Source organism: Ancylobacter crimeensis (assembly GCF_023016805.1).
In the GTDB taxonomy this organism is placed as follows: Bacteria; Pseudomonadota; Alphaproteobacteria; order Rhizobiales; family Xanthobacteraceae; genus Ancylobacter; species Ancylobacter crimeensis.
This window is the reverse complement of record NZ_JALKCH010000005.1, coordinates 23689-45783: the sequence shown is the minus strand read 5'-3', so window position 1 is coordinate 45783 and position 22095 is coordinate 23689. Positions and strand designations below refer to the sequence as shown.

Sequence of the window (22095 nt, the reverse complement as noted above, 5' to 3'; positions counted from 1 at the left end):
ACCGATCGCGGATCGGATCGCGGCTATCCCGATAGCGGCGAAACGCGGCCTCAGCTCCTCAGCCCCGGCGCTTCCTGGCCGGTGCGGGCGACATATTCGGTGTAGCCGCCGCCATAGGCGTGGATGCCGTCCGGCGTCAGTTCCAGCACCCGGTTCGACAGCGCGGCGAGGAAGTGCCGGTCGTGCGAGACGAACAGCATCGTGCCCTCATAGGCCGCCAGCGCCTCGATCAGCATCTGCTTGGTGGCCATGTCGAGATGGTTGGTCGGCTCGTCCAGCACCAGAAAATTGGGCGGGTCGAACAGCATGCCGGCCATGACGAGCCGCGCCTTCTCGCCGCCCGAAAGCACCCGGCAACGCTTTTCCACGTCGTCGCCGGAAAAGCCGAAGCAGCCGGCGAGCGCGCGCAGGCTGCCCTGCGCCGCTTGCGGGAAACGGCCCTCCAGCCATTCGAAGATGGTCTGGTCGCCGTCCAGCACCTCCATGGCGTGCTGGGCGAAATAGCCCATCTTCACGCTGGCGCCGACCGCGACCGTGCCGGAATCCGGCTCGGCAGCCCCGGCGATCAGCTTGAGCAGGGTGGACTTGCCGGCCCCGTTCACACCCATCACCGCCCAGCGCTCGCGCCGGCGCAGCTTGAGGTCCAGCCCTTCATAGATGGTGCGGGTGCCGTAGCTCTTGTTGACGCGGGCCAGCGTCACGACATCCTCGCCCGAACGCGGCGCCGGGCGGAACTCGAAGGACACGCTCTCGCGCCGGCGCGGCGGCTCGACCCGGTCGATCTTCTCCAGCTTCTTCACCCGGCTCTGCACCTGCGCGGCATGGGAGGCGCGGGCCTTGAAGCGTTCGATGAAGGCGATCTCCTTGGCGAGCATGGCCTGCTGGCGCTCGAACTGCGCCTGCTGCTGCTTCTCGGCGAGCGCGCGCTGCTGCTCGTAGAAGCCGTAATCGCCGGCATAGGAGGTCAGGCTGCCGCCGTCGATCTCGACGATGCGGTTGACGATGCGGTTCATGAACTCGCGGTCGTGCGAGGTCATCAGCAGCGCGCCGTCATACCCCTTCAGGAAGCCCTCCAGCCAGATCAGGCTTTCAAGGTCGAGATGGTTGGACGGCTCGTCGAGCAGCATCACGTCCGGGCGCATCAGCAGGATGCGGCCCAGCGCCACGCGCATCTTCCAGCCGCCGGACAGCTTGCCGACGTCGCCGTCCATCATCTCCTGCGAGAAGCCGAGGCCGGCCAGCACCTCGCGGGCGCGCCCGTCCAGCGCATAGCCGTCCAGCTCCTCGAAGCGGGCCTGCACCTCGCCATAGCGCTCGATGATGGCGTCCATCTCGTCCATGCGGTCGGGATCGGCCATGGCGGTTTCCAGCTCGCGCAGCTCGGCGGCCACGACGCTCACCGGGCCGGCGCCCTCCATGACCTCGGCGGCCGCGCTGCGGCCGGACATCTCGCCGACATCCTGGCTGAAATAGCCGATGGTGACCCCGCGATCGACCGAGACCTGCCCCTCATCGGGCGGCTCCTGCCCGGCGATCATGCGGAACAGCGTGGTCTTGCCGGCCCCGTTCGGCCCGACGAGGCCGGCTTTCTCGCCCTTGTTGAGCGCCATCGAGGCCTCGATGAAGACGATCTGGCGGCCGTTCTGCTTGCTGATGGAATCGAGACGGATCATGGGAACGGCGCGCTCTGGCAGGAATGAGGATGCGCGCCCATTAACCCATGTTGCGCCGCGGGGAAACCGGCACGCGGGCGCAGGTGCCATGCGGGAGCCCCCGCCGCGACGATCAAGGGCCGTGGCTGGCGCGCCTTGCCCCCTCTCCCGGTCGGGGAGAGGGCTGGGGTAAGGAGCCTCGCGCGCGGCGAAGACGAGCCCGCCCTCCCGCTCACCCGGCGCTGCGCGCCGACCTCTCCCTGCCGGGGACGGGTTAAGAAGGTGCTTGGGGACGGCCTCGCCCAAACAGCGCGATATGGCGCGATATGACGGAGATCGTCGCGCCCAAGGGAACCGCACCTTGTGTGCAGCGCGCTCTCCGCCCTCTACAGCATCATCTCCCGGAACCCGTCCGGGTCGGCCAGCGCCATCATGCGGGCGGCGGCGGCGCGGGCGTAGCGCAAAGTGAGGGCGCGGCGGGTGGCGCCCGGCATCGGATGGTGTGGAGCCTGCCGCTCGATCGCCGCCCCGAAGCCGTCGGCGAGGATGATGCCGACCTCCTCCGGCAGCACCGCGAGCGGAAAATCGGGCGCCACCGCGAAGAACAACCGGTCGCAATGCAGCCGGTAGTCCGGCCATTTGCGATCGGCGCGGAAATCGGCCAGCGAGGATTTGATCTCCACGATCCAGACCTCGCCCCGCCCGTCCAGCGCGACGATGTCGGCCCGCCGCCCGGAGGCGAGCGGCAATTCGGGCACGCCGGTGAGCCCGGCGCTGGCGAGAAGCCGCATCGCCCCGCGCCGGATCGCGAGCGCCATCGGCGACTGGCGGCCATCAACGGGTGCGACGGGATCGGCAAGGGGACCGAGAGGGCCGGTCGGTGGAAGCAGGGCATCGGTCATGTTCCCCTTATACCCCTGCCTCCGCGGCAGCGAAACCTCCATGGCGGCCGCTTGCACGACGCGGGCGGGGCGCCGCAGCGGAACGTCCTTCGTCGATCTGTGCAAGCGGATCGGCGTGCTCTAAGCAGGTGGCGTGCCCCGCCCGAGCCTGCCGATGTCCCTGCCCGACGCCACAGCCGAACCGACCGCTCCCCTGTCCCCCGACGCACGCCCCGCGCCGAGCCTGCGCGATCTGTTCGTCGGCTTCCTTTCGGTGGCGGTGGTAGCCTTTGGCGGGGTGCTGCCCATCGCCCGCCGCGCCGTGGTGGAGCGCTACCAATGGGTGAGCCCGGAGGAGTTCGTCGAGCTGGTCGGCCTCGCCCAGTTCCTCCCCGGCCCGAACATCGTCAATCTCGCCGTGGTCATCGGCGGACGCTTCCGCGGGCCGGTCGGGGCGCTGGTGGCGGTGCTGGGGCTGACGCTGGTGCCCATGGCCATCGTCATCACGCTGGGCGCCCTCTTCACCCGCTATGCCGATGTCGCCATCCTGCGCGACGTGCTGGCCGGCCTTGCCGCCGCCGCCGCGGGGCTGGTGCTAGCGATGGCCGGGCGCATGGCGGAAACGATCTGGCGCCGGCCGACCGTCCATGCGGCGGCGGTCGCGTTCGCCGCCTATGGCGCGGTCGCCGGGCTCGGCCTGCCGCTGGTGCCGGTGATGCTGACCATCGCCCCGGTCTCGGTCGCGCTCGCCTGGTGGCAGATCGCGCGAGCGGCACGGAAGAGCGGTGCGCCATGAAGGTCGATCCGATTCCCGCGCTGGTCGCGCATTTCCTCATGATCTCGCTGTTCGCGGTGGGCGGCGCCAATGCGGTGCTGCCGGAGATGCACCGGCAGGTGGTGGGCGCGGGCTGGATGAGCGATGCCCAGTTCGCGCAGGCCTTCGCCATCGCGCAGGCCTCGCCGGGGCCGAACGTGCTGGTGGTGACGCTGATCGGCTGGCATGTCGCCGGGCTGGCCGGAGCGCTGGCGACGACCCTCGCCATGTGCGGGCCGACCTGCCTGCTGGCCTATGCGGTGGGCGGGGCGTGGCACCGGTTCCGCGCCGCGCGCTGGCGCCGGGCGCTGCAGGCCGGGCTGGTGCCGATGACCATCGGGCTGATCGCGGCGAGCGGCACGCTGCTGGCGGAAGGGGCGGCGCGCAGCTACGGCGCGGTGGCGCTCACCCTCGTCTCGGCGCTGGTGTTGTTCTTCACCCGGCTGAGCCCGATCTGGATGCTCGCGCTCGGCGCCGCGGCCGGGGCGCTCCATCTGATCTGAGGGGCGCTACGGCTCGATCGCGGCGGCATCTTCCGGCCGGGCGAAGGGCGGCACCGCGGCCGTGCCCACCGGATCGGACTTCGGCGGAGGCGCGGCGCGCGCGGCGAGACGGCCGACCTGCCGGAAGGCGAAGACCAGCGCCACCGCACCGAAGGCGAGCGAGCCCACCGCCTGCCCGGCGATGACGCCTTCCGCGCCCCACAACCGGCCGCCGAGCATCACGAAGGGAATGGTGCCGAGCGTCGCCCGCCCCCAGTTGAAGACGGTGGACAGCAGCGGCGCGCCGAGATTGTTGAACGAAGCATTCGCCACGAACAGCGCGCCGATGAAGATGAAGCTGCCCGCCGCATAGACGCAGAAGAAGCCCACCAGATCCGCCCCTTCCGCCGACAGGCCGAAGGAGGTCGCGATCGGATGCCAGTCCAGAGCCATCAGCCCCCATACCGCCACCACATAGGCGATGGTCAGCTTCAGGCAGTCCATTAGCGCCTGCCGCACGCGGGGGTACTGCCCCGCCCCCACATTCTGCCCGATGATCGGCCCGATGGCGCCGGTGAGCGCGAAGATCGGCCCGAAGGCGACCGGGATAATGCGCCCGATCACCGCCCAGGCTGCCACCGCCGCATCGCCATGGGCGGCGAGCGCGAACGTCATGTAGCCATTGCCGACGGGGGTCGCGACATTGGTGAGCACCGCCGGCACCGCGATCGCCGAGATCGGCCGTGCATCGGCGAGGAAGCCGGCCACGCTCGGGCGCGCCACGAGATCGTGCACCTTCACGGTGGCATAGAGGCCGTAGCCCGCCATCATGAGGCGCGACACCACCGAGACGAAGGCCGCCCCCTCAACGCCCCAGCCGAGCGCGAGGATGAAGATGGGGTCGAGCACCGCGGTGGCGAGACCGCCGGCCAGCGTCACCCACATGGCGCGCCGCGCGTCGCCCACCGCGCGCAGGATGCCGGAGGTCGCCATGCCGATGCCGAGGATCGCGGTGGAGGGCAGTACGATGTGGAGGAAGCCGTTCGCCACGTCCCGCGTGCGCCCGCTCGCCCCCAGCACCCCGAGCAGCGCATCCTGCCCCGGCATCGCGAGCGCGGTGACCAGCAGCGTGCCGAGCACCATGTAGACCAGCGAGGAGGCGGCAAGCCGGCGCGCCTCCTCCGGCCGCCCGGCGCCGATGGCGCGCGAGACCACGGCCGAGGCCGCGATCATGATGCCGACCGCCATCGAGGTGGTGAAGAACATCAGCGTGCCGGAATAGCCGATCGCCGCCGCCAGCTCCTGCTCGCCGAGCAGCGAGATGTAGAAGAGGTTCAGCAGGTCGACGATGAACACCGCGACGAGGCCGACCGACCCTGTGGCCGCCATCACCGCGACATGGCGCAGGGTCGAGCCGGTGAGGAAGCGTCCCCGCGCATCGGCCGCGGCGAGCGACGTCGCGGCGGGAGAACGGGCGGAGGAACGGGAGGGCGTGCCGTGATCGGTCATGGGCAGCGATATGGCACCGGCCACGCCACCGCGACAAGGCGTCGGGATGCGAAGCATCGCGTGCAGACCCGCAAGCCGTGAACGCGGCAATTGAGAAGCGTCACACAAATCGGTTATAGGCAGCGCGCCCGAAACCTGCCCCATCCGCCTGCTGCAACAGGCCGGGTGCGGGAACGATACGCCGCCGCACACGCCTTTTCGACCGCGTCACCCGACGCCGTGATCCGCTTGAGCCCTCCGGGCGAGGACCGATCCGCCGATGAGCACCGAAACCGACAAGATCGCCGACACCATCGACGAGCACGCCAAGGCCCGCGTGCTGGTGCAGGCGCTGCCGCACATGCAGCGTTACGACGACGCCATCGTCGTGGTGAAATATGGCGGCCACGCCATGGGCGACGAACAGGTGGCGCGGGATTTCGCGCAGGACATCGTCCTGCTCGAGCAGTCCGGCGTGAACCCGGTGGTGGTTCACGGCGGCGGCCCGCAGATCGGCGCCATGCTGAACAAGCTCGGCATCAAGTCGGAATTCGCCGCGGGCCTGCGCATCACCGATAAGGCGACCGTCGAGATCGTCGAGATGGTGCTGGCCGGCTCCATCAACAAGCAGATCGTCGGCTTCATCAACGAGGCCGGCGGCAAGGCGCTGGGGCTGTCCGGCAAGGACGGCAACATGGTGCGCGCCGCCAAGGTGACGCGCTCCGTCGTCGACCCGACCTCGAAGGAGGAGCACGAGATCGACCTCGGCTTCGTCGGCGAGCCGGAGACGGTGGACACCACCGTGCTCGACCAGATCCTCGGCCGCGAGCTCATCCCGGTGCTGGCGCCGGTGGCGACGGGCATGGAGGGCGGCACCTTCAACGTGAACGCCGACACCTTCGCCGGCGCCATCGCCGGTGCGCTCGGGGCCAAGCGCCTGCTGCTGCTCACCGACGTTCCGGGCGTGCTCGATCGCAACAAGGAGCTCATCAAGGAGCTCACCATCGCGGAGGCGCGCGCGCTGATCGCCGATGGCACCATTTCGGGCGGCATGATCCCGAAGGTGGAAACCTGCATCTACGCGCTGGAGCAAGGCGTGGAGGGCGTGGTGATCCTCGACGGCAAGGTGCCCCATGCGGTGCTGCTGGAGCTCTTGACCGACCTCGGTGCCGGCACGCTGATCCGCCGCTGAGAGCCAGGGGACGGGCGCGGAAACCGCCCCGTCCCGTCCGAACCCGTGTCGTGCCCGGCGCAAGCCGGGCATCGCCGCCGCCGCCATGGGTCGCGGCCCGCGGCCCTTCCCGTCCTGCCCCCCGCTTGCCGGCTCCGCGCACATCGCAGGCTGTGCACATCCCACTTGCCGAATCCTGCCCCGGCGGTCGAAGGTAGGGCCGGCAGGCGGATGGACGGCAGAGCGTGGCGAAGAAAGAGACGAGGCCGAAGCGCCGCGTCGTGGTGCGCAATCTGGAAGGCCCGCGCAGCTGGGCGGTGAGCCTTCTCTGGCTCCTCGTGCTCGGCGGGCTTATGGTCGCCCTGGTCACCGGCCACGGCCCGGCCGGGCTGGTGCCCGACCTGCTGGTAGGCCTCGCGCTCGGCCTGCTCCTCATCATGGGCATATGGATGACGCGCGACGCGCTGCGCCGGCCCTATGCCTCGCTCGCCCTTGTCGGCGACGAGGCGGAGCTGGTTCAGATCGGCCTGTTCGGCATCCGCCGCCGCCGCTTCAGCCGCGAGGCGCTGCAGCCTTGGCTGAACCGGGCGCCGGATGCCGATGGCGGCACCGTCTACCGCGTCTTCGTGCGCCTGCCGGACGGCTCGGCGGTGCCGCTCGGCCACCACGCCGACCGCGCCCGCGCCGACGCCGCCTTCGCCCGCCTGCGCGAGGCGCTGGGCCGCTAGGAACGCCGGGGGCACGCATGGGCGGGATGGCGGCCGGCGGTGCGCCCGGCTAGACTGCGCCGCGACACGAAGGACATCATGACCCACGCTTCCCCGCCTGACGACGCCCGCCCCGCTCACTCCGACGCCGCCGCGACCATGGATGCGCCCGCCTCCGCCGACGCGTTTTCCCCCATCGACGCCTTCTCCCACGTCGATACCTGGGTGTTCGATCTCGACAACACGCTCTATCCGCCCGGCATCGACCTGTGGCGGCAGATCGACGAGCGGATGAAGAGCTACATCGCGAATTTCCTCGGGCTCACGCTGGAGGAAGCCTTCGCGCTGCAGAAGAGCTATTACCGGCAATACGGCACCTCGCTGCGCGGGCTGATGATCGAGCACGGCATGGACCCGGCGGCGTTCCTCGCCCATGTCCACTCCATCGACCTCGCCTCGCTCGACCCCGCCCCGGCGCTGGGCGAGGCGCTGGCGGGCCTGCCGGGGCGCAAGCTCATCTACACCAACGGCTCGCGCCACCATGCCCGGCAGGTGCTCGACAAGCTCGGCATCACCGCGCATTTCGCCGACGTGCACGACATCGTCGCCGCCGAATTCCACCCGAAGCCCCAGGAACCGGCCTATCGCCGCTTCCTCGACGCCTTCGCGGTGGAGCCGACCCGGGCCGCGATGTTCGAGGACCTCTCGCGCAATCTCGAAGTGCCCGCCATGCTCGGCATGAAGACCGTGCTGGTGGTGCCGCACGCCGCCGCGCCGGCCGCTCCCACCCGCGAGGCGTGGGAGAATGAGGGCTTCGACGCCACCCATGTCGATTTCGTCACCGACGACCTCGCGTTCTTCCTCGCCGGGCTGAAGCGCTGAACCGGCGCGGATCCCGGCCGCGCCCCACAACCCCGTTGACAGCGATGTTCCCGCTGTCCCAAGTGCGGCGCGCCCTGCGTACCGCCTGCCGTTTTGAGAGAGTGAGCCATGTCCAGCCAGTTGCAGACCATCATCGAGGACGCGTTCGAGAAGCGCGCCGAGGTCAATTTCGAGACCGGCGGCGACATCCGCCACGCCGTGAACGAAGCGCTGACCCTGCTCGATGCCGGCAAGGCCCGGGTCGCCGAACAGGGCGCCGACGGCAACTGGACCGTCAATCAGTGGCTCAAGAAGGCGGTGCTGCTGTCCTTCCGTCTCAACGACATGGCCCCGATCCCGGGCGGCCCCGGCGGCGCGCACTGGTGGGACAAGGTTCCCTCGAAGTTCGACGGCTGGGGGGCGGCCGAGTTCCGCGCGGCCGGCTTCCGCGCCGTGCCCGGCTCCATCGTGCGCCGCTCGGCCTATATCGCGCCGAATGTGGTGCTGATGCCGTCCTTCGTGAATCTCGGCGCCCATGTCGGCGAAAGCACCATGGTCGACACCTGGGCCACCGTCGGTTCCTGCGCGCAGATCGGGAAGAACGTGCACCTGTCCGGCGGCGTCGGCATCGGCGGCGTGCTGGAGCCGCTGCAGGCCGGCCCTGTCATCATCGAGGACGACTGCTTCATCGGCGCCCGCTCCGAGGTGGTCGAGGGCGTGATCGTGCGGACCGGCGCGGTGCTCGCCATGGGCGTGTTCCTGTCCTCCACCACCAAGATCGTCGACCGGGCGACCGGCGAGGTCTTCGTCGGCGAGGTGCCGGCCTATTCGGTGGTGGTGCCGGGCGCGCTGCCGGGCAAGCCTTTGCCGGACGGCACGCCGGGCCCCTCGCTCGCCTGCGCGGTGATCGTGAAGCGGGTCGACGCCCAGACCCGCGCCAAGACCGCGATCAACGACCTGCTGCGCGACTGAGCCTTTCACGTGGCGTCATCCCGGTGGCGTCATCCCGGCCCAGGCGCAGCCCCGGCCGGGATCGCACGCCCGGTGGATGAGGCCCCCCGGCCGGGCGCACGCCGGGTCGGCCGGAGCCATCCGGTATGACGACATCGTGCCGCCCGGCGCGGTTCCGCCCGGCGGCAAGCCCCGTTACAACTCAGGCGCCGCGCATGCGGCGCCGCCGCACCGACCGAACGCCGCGCTGGAGAGAGACGCCCCCGATGGCCGCATCATCCGCCGACCCGTCCGCTCCCTCGAGCGGCCCCTCTCCCGCCGATCCCGTCATCCTTGCCCGCGACCTCGTGCGCTGCGCCTCGGTGACCCCGGCCGAAGGCGGCGCGCTGACCCTGCTGGGCGGGGTCCTTGCGGCGGCGGGGTTCATCGTGCACCGCATGACGCTCTCCGCTCCCGGCACGCCGGATGTCGAGAACCTCTATGCCCGCTTCGGCACCCGTTCGCCCAATCTCTGCTTCGCCGGCCACACCGACGTGGTGCCTCCGGGCGATCCCGAGCACTGGCGCTTTCCCCCCTTCGAGGGTGCGATCGCGGAGGGCGTGCTGCATGGCCGCGGCGCGGTCGACATGAAGGGCGGCGTCGCGGCCATGGCGGCGGCGGCGATCGACCATGTGAAGGCGACAGGCGAGGCGCTGCCCGGCTCCATCTCCTTCCTCATCACCGGCGACGAGGAAGGCCCGGCCGTCAACGGCACCGAGAAGGTGCTGCGCTGGATGGCCGACCGCGACGAGCGCATCGATCATTGCGTGCTGGGCGAGCCCACCAGCCGGGCGGCGCTGGGCGACATGGTGAAGATCGGCCGGCGCGGCTCGCTGTCGGGCACGCTCACGGTGCATGGCCGGCAGGGCCATGTCGGCTACCCCCACCTCGCCGAAAACCCGATTCCCGGCATGGTCCGGCTGCTCGCGGCGCTGACGGGCGAACGGCTCGACGGCGGCACGACGCATTTCCAGGCCTCCAATCTGGAGGTGGTGTCGGTGGATGTCGGCAATCCGGCCTACAACGTCATCCCGGCCGAGGCGAAGGCGCGCTTCAATGTGCGTTTCAACGAACTGTGGATGCCCGACACGCTGGCCGCCGAGATCGAGCGCCGCCTCACCCGCGCCGCCGGCAACGAGGTGCACTTTTCCGTGGCGTTCGAGCCCCGCTCCAGCGACAGCTTCCTCACCGCGCCCGGCCCCTTCGTCGAGCTGGTGACGGCGGCGGTCGAGGAAGCCACCGGATGCAAACCCGAGCTTTCCACCACCGGTGGCACCTCGGACGCCCGCTTCATCAAGGATTTTTGCCCGGTGCTGGAATTCGGCGCGGTGGGCACCAGCATGCATGCCGCGAACGAATCCACCCCGGTGACGGAACTCGTTGCGCTGAAAGCGGCCTATGCCGGCATCATCGCCCGCTATTTCGAGGCCTTCGGGCGATAGGCCGTGCCCGCTATTTCGTGGTGAGGGCGGGCGCCGTGGCGCTGCCGCTCACGCTGGTGTTCCCGGAGCCGACATAGGCATCGGACTGCACCGAGCCGCTCACCCGCACGCAGGTGCTGCCCCCGGCCACACGGACGAAACCGGGGCCATAGGAGGCGCAGAGCGGATCCTTCGCGGCGGCGGTCGCATTGGCCGGCGCGTTATTACGCCCCGCAAAAGGCTGGCTGCCGGCCTGCGACGGTGTCGCCAGCAGCATCGCGGCAAGCAGCAGGACACCCGCGCCGGCACGATTGACGCCCGCACGGCCCGCCGCCCGCGATTCCTTGCTTTTCCGAGCGTTCATGGCGCCGTTCTCCCATGCCCCGTGACAAGCCAAGCCCCCACAGCAAGCCGAGCCACCACAGCAAGTTCTGGCGCAATTGCGGCCCGAATAGGACGGCAGGGCGCCTCGGACTGTCCGACCCGGCGGCGGACCGCGCCGCGGCGGTGCCGGGCTTCGATCCTGCGGCGTTCCCGCTGCGCCGCCGGCCGCCATCCGGCTCTCGATTCAATGGGCTCCCGGTTGAAGCGATCAGAGCGTTTCCCAACCGCGAAAGCCTATCAACCGGCACGTAAAACGCTCTAGCATGCCCCCGGAATCGGAGTTCCCGCCTTGACCCAGCCTATCCCCGCGACAGACATCCGCCCGGTCCTCGCCGCCAGCACCGCGGTGTTCCGCGACGGGCGCGTGCTGCTGGCACGGCGCGGCACGGCACCGATGAAGGGTGTCTGGACCCTGCCGGGCGGGCGGGTCGAACCCGGCGAGACGCTGGCCGACGCCGCTGCCCGCGAGCTGATGGAGGAGGTCGCGGTCGATGCGCGGATCCTCGGCGTCTGCGGCGCGCTGGACATCATCCATCAGGACCCCGCCGGCGCTCTGGCGGCCCATTTCGTCGTGGTGGTCCATACCGCGCTGTGGCGGGCCGGCGAGCCGCAGACGGGGCCGGAGGCGACCGAGATCGGCTGGTTCGCGCCCGACGCCCTCCCCGTACCGATCACCGATCGGCTGGGGGAGATGGTGGACCTTGCCGCCGCCCTCGCCGCGCGCGCCGCCGCACCGGCGGATGCCGCGCCGTGAGTGCCGCCCTACGACCGGCCGCCCCGGCCCGCGGCCCCGTGCCGGCTGCCGCCTTGACCCTGCCACCTGCGCCGGGCAGGAAGGGAGCCATGCGCGCGCATGCCCTGCTCCTCATTCTTCCCTTGCTGCTCGTCGGCACGCCGCTCGGCGCCCAGCAGCAGGTCGAGGGTGCGGCCCCGCCCTACGATGCCGACATGCAGCATCTCGCCGAGGTGCTGGGCGCACTGCACTATCTGCGCCCGCTCTGCGGGGCGAAGGAGCAGACCCGCTGGCGCGACGAGATGCGGGCTCTGATCGAGGCGGAGACCCCCGCGGAACCGCGGCGCGGCCAGTTCGTCGCCAGCTTCAACCGCGGCTATGACAGCTATTCGCAGGTCTACCGCAGTTGCACGCCCTCGGCACGGCTGGCGGCTTCCCGCTATCTGCAGGAGGGCATGAAGCTGTCGCGCGAAATCGCCACCCGCTATGGCAGCAACTGAGAATTTTTGCCGCAACGCAGCATAAGGGTTGCGCAACCGCCCCTCTCCGGTGTTAACCTTTACGCAAGCTTGGGCCGGGCGACCTGCCGCAGCGTGTTATGGTCGGGGCGCAGGCAGAAGCCGGCCCGGAGATTTGCATTTGTCCATCGTACTCGACTCCCAGTTCGCCGACGGCGAGACCGACCAGCAGGCGGAAGACGAGCGCCACGCTGCGCTTGCCTATCTCGACGAGGCGTGGAACGAGGCGATCTATGATGGCCTCGACGAGGACTGCCTCGCCCAGGCCGCGCTCTTTGCCGCCATCCGCTCGCTGGTTTCGACCTATGGCGAGGAAGCCGCCGCGGGCTTCGCCACCCGCCTCGCCGATCGCATCCGCGCAGGCGAATATACGGTCCCCGAAAACCGCCAGTAGCGACAGTACCTGCCGGCCAGCGACCCGCAGGATGCCTCACGTCCCCGCGCAACAGCCCGCGGCCTTCCTGTGGCACGCAGCGGCCACCGCCTCTTTGTCAGTCCAGCGTCATCTGCTCATGGGTATCGAGCCCGTCCACGTCTGGTCTTGATGCCGTCCCAGTCCGGGTCGCGATGGAAGCTGTACACGGTCGGCCCACGCCCGGATCGAGCGGGGGCAAAACCCGCCGCAGCAGCGGACATCCCCGCCAGCTACGGTCGGCGATCCAGCGCGCAACGTGGGAGTACGACTTCGGAACCCATGGCGATGTCGGGACAGATGGCGAGGTGAAGAGCAGTCCGGTTCGACATGCCCATCGTCACGCAAAGCCGCATCAACGACGAAAAGCGCGGCGACCGATGCCACCGCGCTCCCGAAAATCTCGTCGTCCGAATGCCGCCCGGCCCTGAGGACCGGGGCATCGAAGGGCTGGCCTGGCCTCAGCGGCCGGGGACGACCTTCGGCTTGGCGGGCAGCAGGCCTTCGCGCTGGGCGCGCTTGCGGGCCAGCTTGCGCGCGCGACGGACGGCCTCGGCCTCCTCGCGGGCGCGCTTCTCGGACGGCTTCTCGTAGTGACCACGAAGCTTCATCTCGCGGAAGATGCCCTCGCGCTGCATCTTCTTCTTGAGAGCCTTCAGGGCCTGGTCGACATTGTTGTCACGGACGAGAACCTGCACGTGTGTTCCTCTTCGCGCCTTCGCGTTCCGCGATCCTTGCCTCGCGCACGCGACCTTCGTTTGTAAGCATTCGGGAGACCGGAGCGGGCATCCCGCCGAAGGCAGGACGAGCGGCGCGCCGATCAAGGTGTGGGCAGATAGCAGAACCCATGCGCCTTGTCCACATGGCAGGCGCCAGGAAACACGGCTTTCGTACCAGCCGGTGCGGAGCCGCGCGTCGGGAGAGCTTCCCGGCGGCTCAGCGCCCGGCATAGCCGCGGACGATTACCACCTCGCCCCGACTCGCCGCCTTCCTGAGCGCAAGGGCCTCGCGATTGGCCGGCGCCTCATAGCAGGCGAGCGCGGCGGCGAAATCGTGAAACGCCAGCACCACATTGCGGGTCCGCGCCGTGCCCGCCATCACCTCGTAGCGGCCGCCGCGGACGAGGAACCAGCCGCGATGCGCCTCGATGGCAATGGCGTCCGCACTGATGAAGGCCTTGTAGGTCTCCACATCCTCGACATCGTCGCGCAGGATCCAGTAGGCCGCCTGCTGCGGCGGCGCCGGCCCGTCGGTCCGGCCGAGCGCCGGCTGCGCGCCGGCATAGCCCTCGATCACGATATGCTCGCCGACCGACACCTTCCCGAGGTCGGCGAGGATCTCGCGGCATATCGTCGAGCCGACGCAGGCCTGCGCCGTGGCGTAGTCCGCGAACTCGACCACCGCATTCACCGCGCGAGCCGGCGGCTCCGGCGCCTCATAGGCTCCGCCCAGAACCAGGAACCGGCCGCTGTAGCGCGCTACCGCCGCGAGCGCCCGCGCAAAGCAGGCCCGCACCGCGGCCTGCGCATGCGCGACCTCGCCGATGGTGTCGAGCCGCATCACCCAGTACCCCCTGGCCAAAGGCGCCTCCTCAACGCGCGGCCGAACCCTTGCGGGCATGGTGTCGCGACAAAGGTTGAGGGTTCGTTCGCCCGACGCAGGGGAAGCGAGGTTTTTTGGCCCTTCCGCCCGAATCGCGGGCAGCCATGGCTTCAGAGGGCGGCGGCGATCTCCGCCTGTACCGCGCGGGCGGCTGCGGCCGGATCCGGCGCGGCGACGATCGGGCGGCCCACCACCAGATGATCGGCCCCGGCGCGGATCGCATCGCCCGGCATCGCCACCCTCTTCTGGTCGCCGCTGTCGCTGCCGGCCGGGCGCACGCCCGGGGTCACGATGGCACCGCGCGCGCCGAGAATGCCGCGCACCCGCGCCGCATCGGTGGGCGCACAGACGATGCCGTCGATCCCGATCTCGCGGGCCTGCGCCACCCGGCGATCCACCGTCTGCTCGACACCCGCGGCATAGCCGGCCTCCGCGAGGTCGGCTTCGTCATAGGAGGTGAGCACCGTCACGGCGAGGATGCGCAGCGGGCTGGCGCCCTTGCCCTCCATCGCCGCGCGCATGGTCTGCGGATAGGCATGAACGGTCAGGAAGGTCGCGCCCAGCGCAGCGATGCTCGCGACTCCATGGGCGACCGTGTTGCCGATGTCGTGCAGCTTGAAGTCGATAAAGACCTTCTTGCCCTCGGCGATGAGTTCGCGCGCGAAGCTGAGGCCCCCGGCATAGCCGAGCTCGTAGCCGATCTTGTAGAAACTCACCGTCTCGCCCAGCCGGCCGACAATGGCCTCCGCCTGCCGCACCGAGGGCAGGTCCAGCGCCACGATCAGGCGATCGCGCGGATCGGCAACGGGTTGAAGCGCGGGCATGTGGAGCACTCCGGCAGCAGGAACGGGCTCCCCGCGTGGTAGCGGTCCCCGCGTCCCGGCGCAACCGCCGGGGTTGCACGACGGACCTCCCCCGTCGTCCGGAAAGGCCGCGCGCTTTTCGCCGCCCCGGACCGCGGCACGCCCCTTGTCACCGGACGGCCAAAGGCGATCCGGGATCGCGCCCCCGCCGGGATGACCTCCTTCAGCGGCGCCCGATCCCGACTTACCGGCTCCGCCTGCGGCCGGGATGACGGCGTGGGGAGGAGAGGCGCAGCGGAATGATGGAATGTCGGCCCCTCGCCATCCCGGCACGGCGGAACGCGCTCCTCGTCACCCCGCAATGGCAGCGTCGCGGTCACCGAAGCATGGTCCCGGCTTCTGCGGCTTCGCCTTCAGCCGGGTGAGGAATGAGAAGGTTTCACCGCCTGAAATGACGGGTGGGAGCGAAAACATGGCGTCCGGAGCGCGGGAGGCGACAGCGCAGGCGGGGAGCGGGAGCATCAGCCGGCAGCACGAACAAGCAGAGCCAGCGCCCTGGTTCAGCCAGCCCTGCGCCCGGCCTCCGCGACCAGCTTGCCCAGCACGCCGCGCAGGAATCCGGCGGTGCGCTCGTCCTTCAGCGCACCCGTGTCGTCGAAAGCCTGCCCGGCGCCGCCGACGGAGGCCTGATCGCCCAGCACCAGCGCGCCGAGGCCGAGCGCCAGTGTCTGGCGCAGCATGATCGAGGCGCGATAGCCACCCATCGCGCCCGGCGAGCTGCAGCCGATGGCCCAGACCGGCCCCTTGAAGGGATCGCCCTCGCCGCCTTTGACGCGGCTTACCCAGTCGATTGCGTTCTTCAGGAGCGGGGGAATGCCCGCATTGTATTCCGGCGTCACCACGAAGACGCCATGGGCGCCCGCCAGCCGGTCGCGCAGCGCCTTTGCGGGAGCCGGCACGCCGTCGGCAGCTTCCTCGTCGCCATTGTAGATCGGCAGGGGATAGTCGGCGAGCGAGAGAAGCTCTGCCTCCGCTCCCGCTGCGGCCAGCTCCTTCGCGGCCAGCGCGGCGAGCTTGCCGGAAAAAGCGCCGGTGCGGATGGAGCCGGCGAAAACGACGATGCGCGTGGCCATGAAATACCTCCTCAGCCGTTCAGCGGAGCGGAACGGTAGACCCAGACGCAGGCCGGGGGAATGTTGCGCCAGATGCGCCGGCTGCGATTGGCGCGCAGCGGAATCTCATCCAGCGGCAGCGGGGAAACCACCGCATAGGTGAACTGGATCAGCGGAGCATCCTTCACGCACAGGCCGAAGGCCTGTTCGCAGAGCGAACGGCGCTCCGGCACCGGACGGGTGAAGAGCGGCAGGCTGGAAACCACCGCGACCGCCTTGGCGTCGAGCTGGCCGTCCAGCGTGCGCGCCATGTTGTAGGCGTCGCCGCGTATCACCGTCGCGAGCGGGTAGCGCTGCTTCAGCAAGGTGCAGAATTGCGGGTTGTATTCGATCAGCACGAGGCGTTCCTCGGCGATGCCGCGCTCGATCAGCGCGCTCGTCACCGGGCCGGTGCCGGGGCCGAGTTCGATGACCGGACCGGCCTGCCCGGGATCGACATAGGACGCCATCTTTCGTGCGAGCGCCCGTCCGGAGGGCGAGACGGCGCCGGTGCGCAACGGATTCTGGAACCAGGACTGCAGAAAGCGGATTTCATCGGGATGCTTACCGGCAATGTGCTCGCCGGAAAGGGAAGCGTCGGAGACGGAACGATCCAACATGCGCACTCCTGAAGGCCTGCAGCCGCGATAATGGCACCTCGCCCCGCCGGACGGAAGCCCGGCGGCACACCCCGCCACCGGGGTCGCCGCACTGTGGCGCCCGGCTGAGCCGGCCCCGCATGGGGGTGCAGGGCCGTCCGGGTTCCGGCCGGACCGCATCCGGCCGTGCCGGCCTCGTCGTCCTAGGCCATCGCGATTACGATTGCATTACGACGCCGGCGCACGGGCCGCTCCGCGTCGCGACGCCGCGGGCGGTCTGAGGCAATGATCGCTCCGGAAGCAGCAGCGCCGGGTTGCCGGCTCCGCGCAGCCACCAGCCTATTCGGCCTCGCCGGCGAAGAAGTCCTTCACCTTGCCGAAGAATCCAGTGGCTTCCGGGTGTGTCTCGCCGGAGCATTCTTTCTCGAATTCCATCAGCAATTCGCGCTGGCGCTTGGTGAGCTTCTGCGGGGTCTCGACGACGACCTGCACATACATGTCGCCGAAATTGCGCGTGCGCAGCACCGGCATGCCCTTGCCGGTCAGGCGGAAGCGCTTGCCGGTCTGGGTGCCTTCGGGGATCTTCACCTTGGTCTTGTCGCCGTCGATGGTCGGCACCTCGACGCCGCCGCCGACCGCGGCCTGCACCATGGAGATCGGCACCCGGCAGAACAGGTCGGCACCGTCGCGCTGGAAGAACTCGTGCGGCAGGATGGAGAGGAAGATGTAGAGGTCGCCGGGCGGCCCGCCGCGCGCGCCGGCTTCGCCCTCATTGCCGAGCCGGATGCGGGTGCCGTCCTCGACGCCCGCCGGAATCGCGACCTTTAGGGTGCGCTCCTTGGTCACGCGCCCGGCGCCGGCGCAGGCCGCGCAGGGGTCCTCGATCACCTGGCCGCGGCCCTGGCAGGTCGGGCAGGTGCGTTCCAGCGTGAAGAAGCCCTGGGCGTGACGGATCCGGCCCGACCCGCCGCAGGCGCGGCAGGGCTTGGGCTGCGTGCCCGGCTTGGCGCCGGTCCCCGAGCAGGCCTCGCAGGTGATCGAGGTCGGGATCTTTATGGTGGCGTCCTTGCCGCCATACGCCTCCTCGAGCGTGATCTCCATGTTGTAGCGCAGGTCCGCGCCGCGCTCGCGCCCGCCCGAACCGCGCCCGCCCCGCCGGCCGCCGGCCATGCCGAACAGGTCGTCGAAGATGTCGGAGAAGGTGGAGGCGAAGTCCGCCCCGAAGCCAGGGCCCCCGGCGCCGCCATTCTCGAAGGCGGCATGGCCGAAACGGTCATAGGCCGCTCGCTTCTGCGGGTCCTTCAGGCACTCATAGGCCTCGCTGACCTCGCGGAATCGAATCTCGGCCTCGGCGTCGCCCGGATTGCGGTCGGGATGCCACTTCATGGCGAGCTTGCGGTAGGTGCTCTTCAGTTCCCCGTCGGTGACGGCGCGGGAGACTTCGAGCACCTCGTAATAGTCGCGCTTCGACATGGGTGCGCGCGGGCTCCGGTGGTGCGCCAGTGGCAGACCCAGTGGCGGAAGGGGGATCGGACGGCCCGCGGCACCCCTCGCGGGTGCCATCCGACCGCTCCCATGGGGATGGCGGCCGCTGGACCGGAACGCTGGAGGGCGATCCGATCGGAAGATCGCCCTCTAAACTGGAGTGCCCGGGGCTGGCCCGGGCACCATGTCGTGGGCAGGCGAAGCCCGGAACGGGGGCGTCAGGCCGACTTCTTCTTGTCGTCGTCCACCTCGGTGAACTCGGCATCGACCACGTCCTCGCCCGGAGCGTCGGATTTGGACTCACTGCCCTCCTCACCGGACTGACTGTACATCGCCTCGCCGAGCTTCAGCGACACCTGGGCAAGGGTATTGGTCTTGGCGGCGATCGCCTCGGCGTCCTCACCCTCCAGCGCCGACTTGAGGTCGGTGATGGCGGTCTCGATGGCGCCCCTGTCGTCGGCGCCGATCTTGGTGCCGTGCTCGGAGAGCGCCTTCTCGGTGGAGTGGACCAGAGCCTCGCCATGGTTCCTGGCTTCCGCCAGAGCCTTGCGCTTCTTGTCCTCGGCCGCATGGGCCTCGGCGTCCTTCACCATCTTGTCGATGTCGTTGTCGGACAGGCCACCGGACGCCTGGATGCGGATCTGCTGCTCCTTGCCGGTGCCCTTGTCCTTGGCCGACACATTCACGATGCCGTTGGCGTCGATGTCGAACGCGACCTCGATCTGCGGCACGCCACGCGGCGCCGGGGGAATGCCGACGAGGTCGAACTGGCCGAGGATCTTGTTATCCGCAGCCATTTCACGCTCGCCCTGGAACACGCGGATGGTCACCGCGGTCTGGCCGTCCTCGGCAGTCGAGAAGGTCTGGCTCTTCTTGGTCGGGATGGTCGTGTTGCGGTCGATGAGGCGCGTGAACACACCGCCCAGCGTCTCGATACCGAGCGAGAGCGGGGTCACGTCGAGCAGCAGCACGTCCTTCACGTCGCCCTGCAGAACGCCGGCCTGGATCGCGGCGCCGATGGCGACCACCTCATCCGGGTTGACGCCCTTGTGGGGCTCCTTGCCGAAAAACTGCTTCACGATCTCCTGCACCTTGGGCATGCGGGTCATGCCGCCGACGAGGACGACCTCGTCGATCTGCCCGGCGGTGAGGCCGGCATCCTTGAGCGCCTTGCGGCAGGGCTCGACGGTGCGCTGGATGAGATCGTCCACCAGCGCCTCGAACTTGGCGCGGGTGAGCTTCATCGTCAGATGCTTCGGACCCGACGCATCGGCGGTGATGAAAGGCAGGTTGATCTCGGTCTGGGTGGCAGAGGACAGCTCGATCTTCGCCTTTTCCGCCGCTTCCTTCAGGCGCTGAAGGGCGAGCTTGTCGTTGCGCAGGTCAATGCCCTGCTCCTTCTTGAACTCGTCGGCAAGATAATTGACGAGCCGCATGTCGAAGTCTTCGCCGCCCAGGAACGTGTCGCCATTCGTGGACTTCACTTCGAACACGCCGTCGCCGATCTCCAGCACCGACACGTCGAAGGTGCCGCCGCCGAGGTCATAGACCGCGATGGTTCCGGCCGACTTCTTGTCGAGGCCATAGGCGAGAGCGGCCGCGGTCGGCTCGTTGATGATGCGCAGCACCTCGAGGCCGGCGATCTTGCCTGCGTCCTTGGTGGCCTGGCGCTGGGCGTCGTTGAAATAGGCCGGGACGGTGATGACCGCCTTGTCGACCTTGTCGCCTAGGAAAGCCTCGGCCGTCTCCTTCATCTTCTGCAGGATGAAGGCGGAGATCTGCGAGGGGGAATATTTCTTGCCGTCCGCTTCCAGCCACGCGTCGCCATTGTCTGCACGCACGATGGAATAGGGAACGAGCTTCTTGTCCTTCTCGACCATCGGGTCGTCATAGCGGCGGCCGATGAGGCGCTTCACCGCGAAGAAGGTGCGCTCGGGATTGGTCACCGCCTGGCGCTTGGCCGGCTGGCCCACCAGGCGCTCGCCGTCCTCGGTGAAGGCGACGATGGACGGCGTGGTGCGTGCACCTTCCGCGTTCTCGATCACCTTCGGCGTCGAGCCTTCCATCACGGCGACGCAACTATTGGTCGTGCCGAGATCAATACCGATGACTTTCGACATATACTCTCTCCTTCCGGCAGGCCGGCCGGGCCTCGTTAAGCACCCGGAGCAGAACGGTTGTGGCTGTCGCCGACGCCGCGCCCTCGGACCGGCCCCCAATCAAACAGGGTACGGCGTGTATCCCACACCGTTCCGGGCGGATATAGGGGCACCCCGCTGGCCCCGCAAGAAGCTTCCAACACGGAAAAATGACGGCGACGCACCCGCCGCCGTCCCACATCCGATACCCGCCGGCGGAACGCTCAGGCCGCGGCCTGAGCGGCGAGCCTGAAGCGCCCGGCCAAAGCCTTGAGCGTCGGGACCTGGCCGGCAAGTTCCCTCCAATGGCGCGGGTCGAGCTCCATGATCGCGACGGTCTCAGCCGGGAGCGGGTTTTCGGTTACCGCGTCCCACTCGATCGCCCCCCACCCGATCGGCAGGTGCAGGTCGCCCTCCCCGAACGCCACCGCCTCTGCGGGATCATAGGTCCAGAGCTGGGACGGGCGGCCGAAGGAATCGTGCAGATGCAGGTGCCGGGCATAGGGCGCCAGTGCGGCTATCTCCGGCAGCGGATCCAGCCGGTCCTGCGCCGCACGGATATAGGCGTGGCTCACATCCAGCGTCGCCGCGACGGCCGGATGGTCGATTGCCGCCAGTTCACCGGCGAGCTTCGAAGGGGTCGCGGTCTCGCGCACATCGCCGAAGCGGAAAATGTTCTCCACGCACAGCAGTACGCCCGCCGCCTGAGCGATGTCGCCCGCCGTAGCGAGCGCCTCGCGCTGCCGGGAATAGGCGACCTCGACATCGTCCTGGCCGCGGACCGAGCCGGTATGGACCACGAGATGCTTCGCCCCGATTGCGGCGGTCAGCTCGATGCTGGCCGCCAGCACCCGCTCGTGGCGCGGCAGACGCTCGACATTGTCCATGAGGTTGACGGAAAGCGGGCCATGGACGCTCGCCTTCAACGAACGGCCAGCAAGGATCCGGGCCAGATCCTTAACGCGGCTGTCCAGCAGCCGGCCATTGACCATCAGATGCCAGGCATAGACCGGCAGTTCCACCACATCGACGCCGAGCGCCTCCGCCTCGTCGAGGCCCGCGGCGAGGTCGTCGAATTCGGGGCTGCCTTCACGAAGCGAAAAACCTGTGGCGATGATGGGGGAAACGGTCATCTGCATCTGCATCGTTTGGTTGTTCCTTGTCGTTGGATCGACGTCGTCGGATCGACACCTCCTCGCGGAGTGTCGGGCACCCGAACCTGCGGCATCCCTGATGCAGGTCCGGGCGCGCTTTATGGCACGGCAGGGCGCCGGCGTCGAAAGCGGGCGCGATCGGGGCTGCCCGGAGGGCCGCCCTCAATCCTCGTCGTCCTCGTCGTCTTCTTCGTCCTCCTCCTCTTCCCACGCGGAGGTGATCCAGCCGATCGAAGCGCCGTCCGGCGCCTTCACGATCGCCATGCGACCGACGCCGGGCACGTCGAAGGGCGGGCGCACGACGGTGCCGCCGGCTTCCTCGACCAGCGCGACCCGCACATCGACATCATCGACCTCGACATAGGCGAACCAGTGCGAAGGGGTGCCTTCGAAATCCGCGCTGGTCATGGGCAGGATGCCCGCCACCATCTCCTCGTCGGCGAGGCACACCCAGTAGGGGGCCGCTCCTTCTTCCATCGGCATTTCCTCGAAGGTCCAGCCGAGGGTCGTGCCGTAGAAGGCCTTCGCGCTCGCGACGTCCCACGTCCGCAATTCGTTCCACACGAAGGTTCCGTGTTCGGGCAAGGTCAGATCGTCGGACATGGCGGTTGCTCCCAGCGCGGCTGCGCGTTCGGCGTGATGGTGACAG

Annotated in this window: 23 protein-coding genes; 10 read left to right on the top strand and 13 right to left on the bottom strand. The window is 69.3% G+C overall.

Annotated features, from left to right (window positions below; genetic code table 11):
* Nucleotides 1-50 precede the first annotated feature (50 nt).
* Both MWN34_RS08375 and MWN34_RS08370 read right to left on the bottom strand, forming a co-directional pair.
* Nucleotides 51-1673, bottom strand: coding sequence for an ABC-F family ATP-binding cassette domain-containing protein (locus MWN34_RS08375; protein WP_247028439.1), 1623 nt, complete (start codon nt 1671-1673; stop codon nt 51-53).
* Between the two features lie 365 nt (nt 1674-2038).
* Complete coding sequence (locus tag MWN34_RS08370; RefSeq protein ID WP_281502938.1) at nt 2039-2554, bottom strand: MmcB family DNA repair protein; 516 nt, start codon at nt 2552-2554, stop codon at nt 2039-2041.
* A 154-nt stretch (nt 2555-2708) separates the two neighbouring features.
* On the opposite strand from MWN34_RS08370, the gene MWN34_RS08365 reads away from it, so the two are divergent.
* Together MWN34_RS08365 and MWN34_RS08360 are read left to right on the top strand one after the other, a co-directional pair.
* Nucleotides 2709-3329 carry a chromate transporter gene (locus tag MWN34_RS08365; RefSeq protein WP_247028438.1) on the top strand — a complete coding sequence of 207 codons (621 nt, stop codon included), beginning with the start codon at nt 2709-2711 and terminating at the stop codon, nt 3327-3329.
* Nucleotides 3326-3850 carry a chromate transporter gene (locus tag MWN34_RS08360; RefSeq protein WP_247028437.1) on the top strand — a complete coding sequence of 175 codons (525 nt, stop codon included), beginning with the start codon at nt 3326-3328 and terminating at the stop codon, nt 3848-3850. Before MWN34_RS08365 ends, MWN34_RS08360 begins: the two co-directional genes overlap by 4 nt.
* Nucleotides 3851-3856: 6 nt before the next feature.
* Here MWN34_RS08360 and MWN34_RS08355 read toward each other — a convergent pair whose 3' ends face one another.
* Nucleotides 3857-5338 carry an MATE family efflux transporter gene (locus tag MWN34_RS08355; protein WP_247028436.1) on the bottom strand — a complete coding sequence of 494 codons (1482 nt, stop codon included), beginning with the start codon at nt 5336-5338 and terminating at the stop codon, nt 3857-3859.
* A gap of 259 nt (nt 5339-5597) precedes the next feature.
* Here MWN34_RS08355 and argB point away from each other — a divergent pair, with 259 nt between their 5' ends.
* The 5 genes from argB to dapE all read left to right on the top strand — a co-directional run bounded on the left by argB (nt 5598) and on the right by dapE (nt 10488).
* Nucleotides 5598-6509, top strand: a complete 912-nt coding sequence (gene argB, locus MWN34_RS08350) for an acetylglutamate kinase (RefSeq protein ID WP_247028435.1) — start codon at nt 5598-5600, stop codon at nt 6507-6509.
* Between the two features lie 224 nt (nt 6510-6733).
* Nucleotides 6734-7216 (top strand): hypothetical protein, encoded by a 483-nt coding sequence (locus MWN34_RS08345; RefSeq protein WP_247028434.1) that lies wholly within the window; start codon nt 6734-6736, stop codon nt 7214-7216.
* 78 nt (nt 7217-7294) lie between these two features.
* Nucleotides 7295-8077, top strand: a complete 783-nt coding sequence (locus MWN34_RS08340) for a pyrimidine 5'-nucleotidase (protein WP_425532074.1) — start codon at nt 7295-7297, stop codon at nt 8075-8077.
* A gap of 108 nt (nt 8078-8185) precedes the next feature.
* The gene (gene dapD, locus MWN34_RS08335) at nt 8186-9028 is read left to right on the top strand and encodes a 2,3,4,5-tetrahydropyridine-2,6-dicarboxylate N-succinyltransferase (RefSeq protein ID WP_247028433.1); all 843 of its coding nucleotides are present in this window, start codon (nt 8186-8188) and stop codon (nt 9026-9028) included.
* 245 nt (nt 9029-9273) lie between these two features.
* Nucleotides 9274-10488, top strand: coding sequence for a succinyl-diaminopimelate desuccinylase (dapE, locus tag MWN34_RS08330; RefSeq protein ID WP_247028431.1), 1215 nt, complete (start codon nt 9274-9276; stop codon nt 10486-10488).
* Nucleotides 10489-10498: 10 nt separating this feature from the next.
* On the opposite strand, the gene MWN34_RS08325 is transcribed toward dapE, so the two are convergent.
* Entirely contained in the window at nt 10499-10831 is a 333-nt protein-coding gene (locus tag MWN34_RS08325) for a hypothetical protein (protein ID WP_247028429.1), read from the bottom strand.
* Nucleotides 10832-11140: 309 nt separating this feature from the next.
* On the opposite strand from MWN34_RS08325, the gene MWN34_RS08320 reads away from it, so the two are divergent.
* The 3 genes from MWN34_RS08320 (at nt 11141) to MWN34_RS08310 (ending at nt 12496) form a co-directional block, all read left to right on the top strand.
* Complete coding sequence (locus MWN34_RS08320; protein ID WP_247028428.1) at nt 11141-11605, top strand: NUDIX hydrolase; 465 nt, start codon at nt 11141-11143, stop codon at nt 11603-11605.
* An 89-nt stretch (nt 11606-11694) separates the two neighbouring features.
* The gene (locus MWN34_RS08315) at nt 11695-12084 is read left to right on the top strand and encodes a TIGR02301 family protein (RefSeq protein WP_247028426.1); all 390 of its coding nucleotides are present in this window, start codon (nt 11695-11697) and stop codon (nt 12082-12084) included.
* A 145-nt stretch (nt 12085-12229) separates the two neighbouring features.
* Nucleotides 12230-12496 (top strand): hypothetical protein, encoded by a 267-nt coding sequence (locus tag MWN34_RS08310; protein ID WP_425532082.1) that lies wholly within the window; start codon nt 12230-12232, stop codon nt 12494-12496.
* A 479-nt stretch (nt 12497-12975) separates the two neighbouring features.
* On the opposite strand, the gene rpsU is transcribed toward MWN34_RS08310, so the two are convergent.
* The 9 genes from rpsU to MWN34_RS08265 all read right to left on the bottom strand — a co-directional run bounded on the left by rpsU (nt 12976) and on the right by MWN34_RS08265 (nt 22049).
* Entirely contained in the window at nt 12976-13212 is a 237-nt protein-coding gene (rpsU, locus tag MWN34_RS08305; RefSeq protein ID WP_247028423.1) for a 30S ribosomal protein S21, read from the bottom strand.
* A gap of 238 nt (nt 13213-13450) precedes the next feature.
* Entirely contained in the window at nt 13451-14095 is a 645-nt protein-coding gene (locus MWN34_RS08300; protein ID WP_247028422.1) for a DUF1330 domain-containing protein, read from the bottom strand.
* A 131-nt stretch (nt 14096-14226) separates the two neighbouring features.
* On the bottom strand, nt 14227-14940 hold the full coding sequence (gene pyrF, locus MWN34_RS08295; protein WP_247028421.1) for an orotidine-5'-phosphate decarboxylase: 714 nt from the start codon (nt 14938-14940) through the stop codon (nt 14227-14229).
* Nucleotides 14941-15479: 539 nt separating this feature from the next.
* Entirely contained in the window at nt 15480-16052 is a 573-nt protein-coding gene (locus MWN34_RS08290) for an NADPH-dependent FMN reductase (protein ID WP_247028420.1), read from the bottom strand.
* A gap of 11 nt (nt 16053-16063) precedes the next feature.
* Complete coding sequence (locus MWN34_RS08285) at nt 16064-16690, bottom strand: class I SAM-dependent methyltransferase (RefSeq protein WP_247028419.1); 627 nt, start codon at nt 16688-16690, stop codon at nt 16064-16066.
* Nucleotides 16691-17008: 318 nt separating this feature from the next.
* Nucleotides 17009-18142: a molecular chaperone DnaJ gene (gene dnaJ, locus MWN34_RS08280; RefSeq protein ID WP_247028418.1), complete on the bottom strand. Its 1134-nt coding sequence runs from the start codon at nt 18140-18142 to the stop codon at nt 17009-17011.
* Between the two features lie 230 nt (nt 18143-18372).
* Nucleotides 18373-20274 (bottom strand): molecular chaperone DnaK, encoded by a 1902-nt coding sequence (dnaK, locus tag MWN34_RS08275; RefSeq protein ID WP_247028417.1) that lies wholly within the window; start codon nt 20272-20274, stop codon nt 18373-18375.
* A 242-nt stretch (nt 20275-20516) separates the two neighbouring features.
* Entirely contained in the window at nt 20517-21437 is a 921-nt protein-coding gene (locus tag MWN34_RS08270; RefSeq protein WP_247028415.1) for a sugar phosphate isomerase/epimerase family protein, read from the bottom strand.
* Between the two features lie 171 nt (nt 21438-21608).
* Nucleotides 21609-22049 carry a VOC family protein gene (locus MWN34_RS08265; protein WP_247028413.1) on the bottom strand — a complete coding sequence of 147 codons (441 nt, stop codon included), beginning with the start codon at nt 22047-22049 and terminating at the stop codon, nt 21609-21611.
* Nucleotides 22050-22095 lie beyond the last annotated feature (46 nt).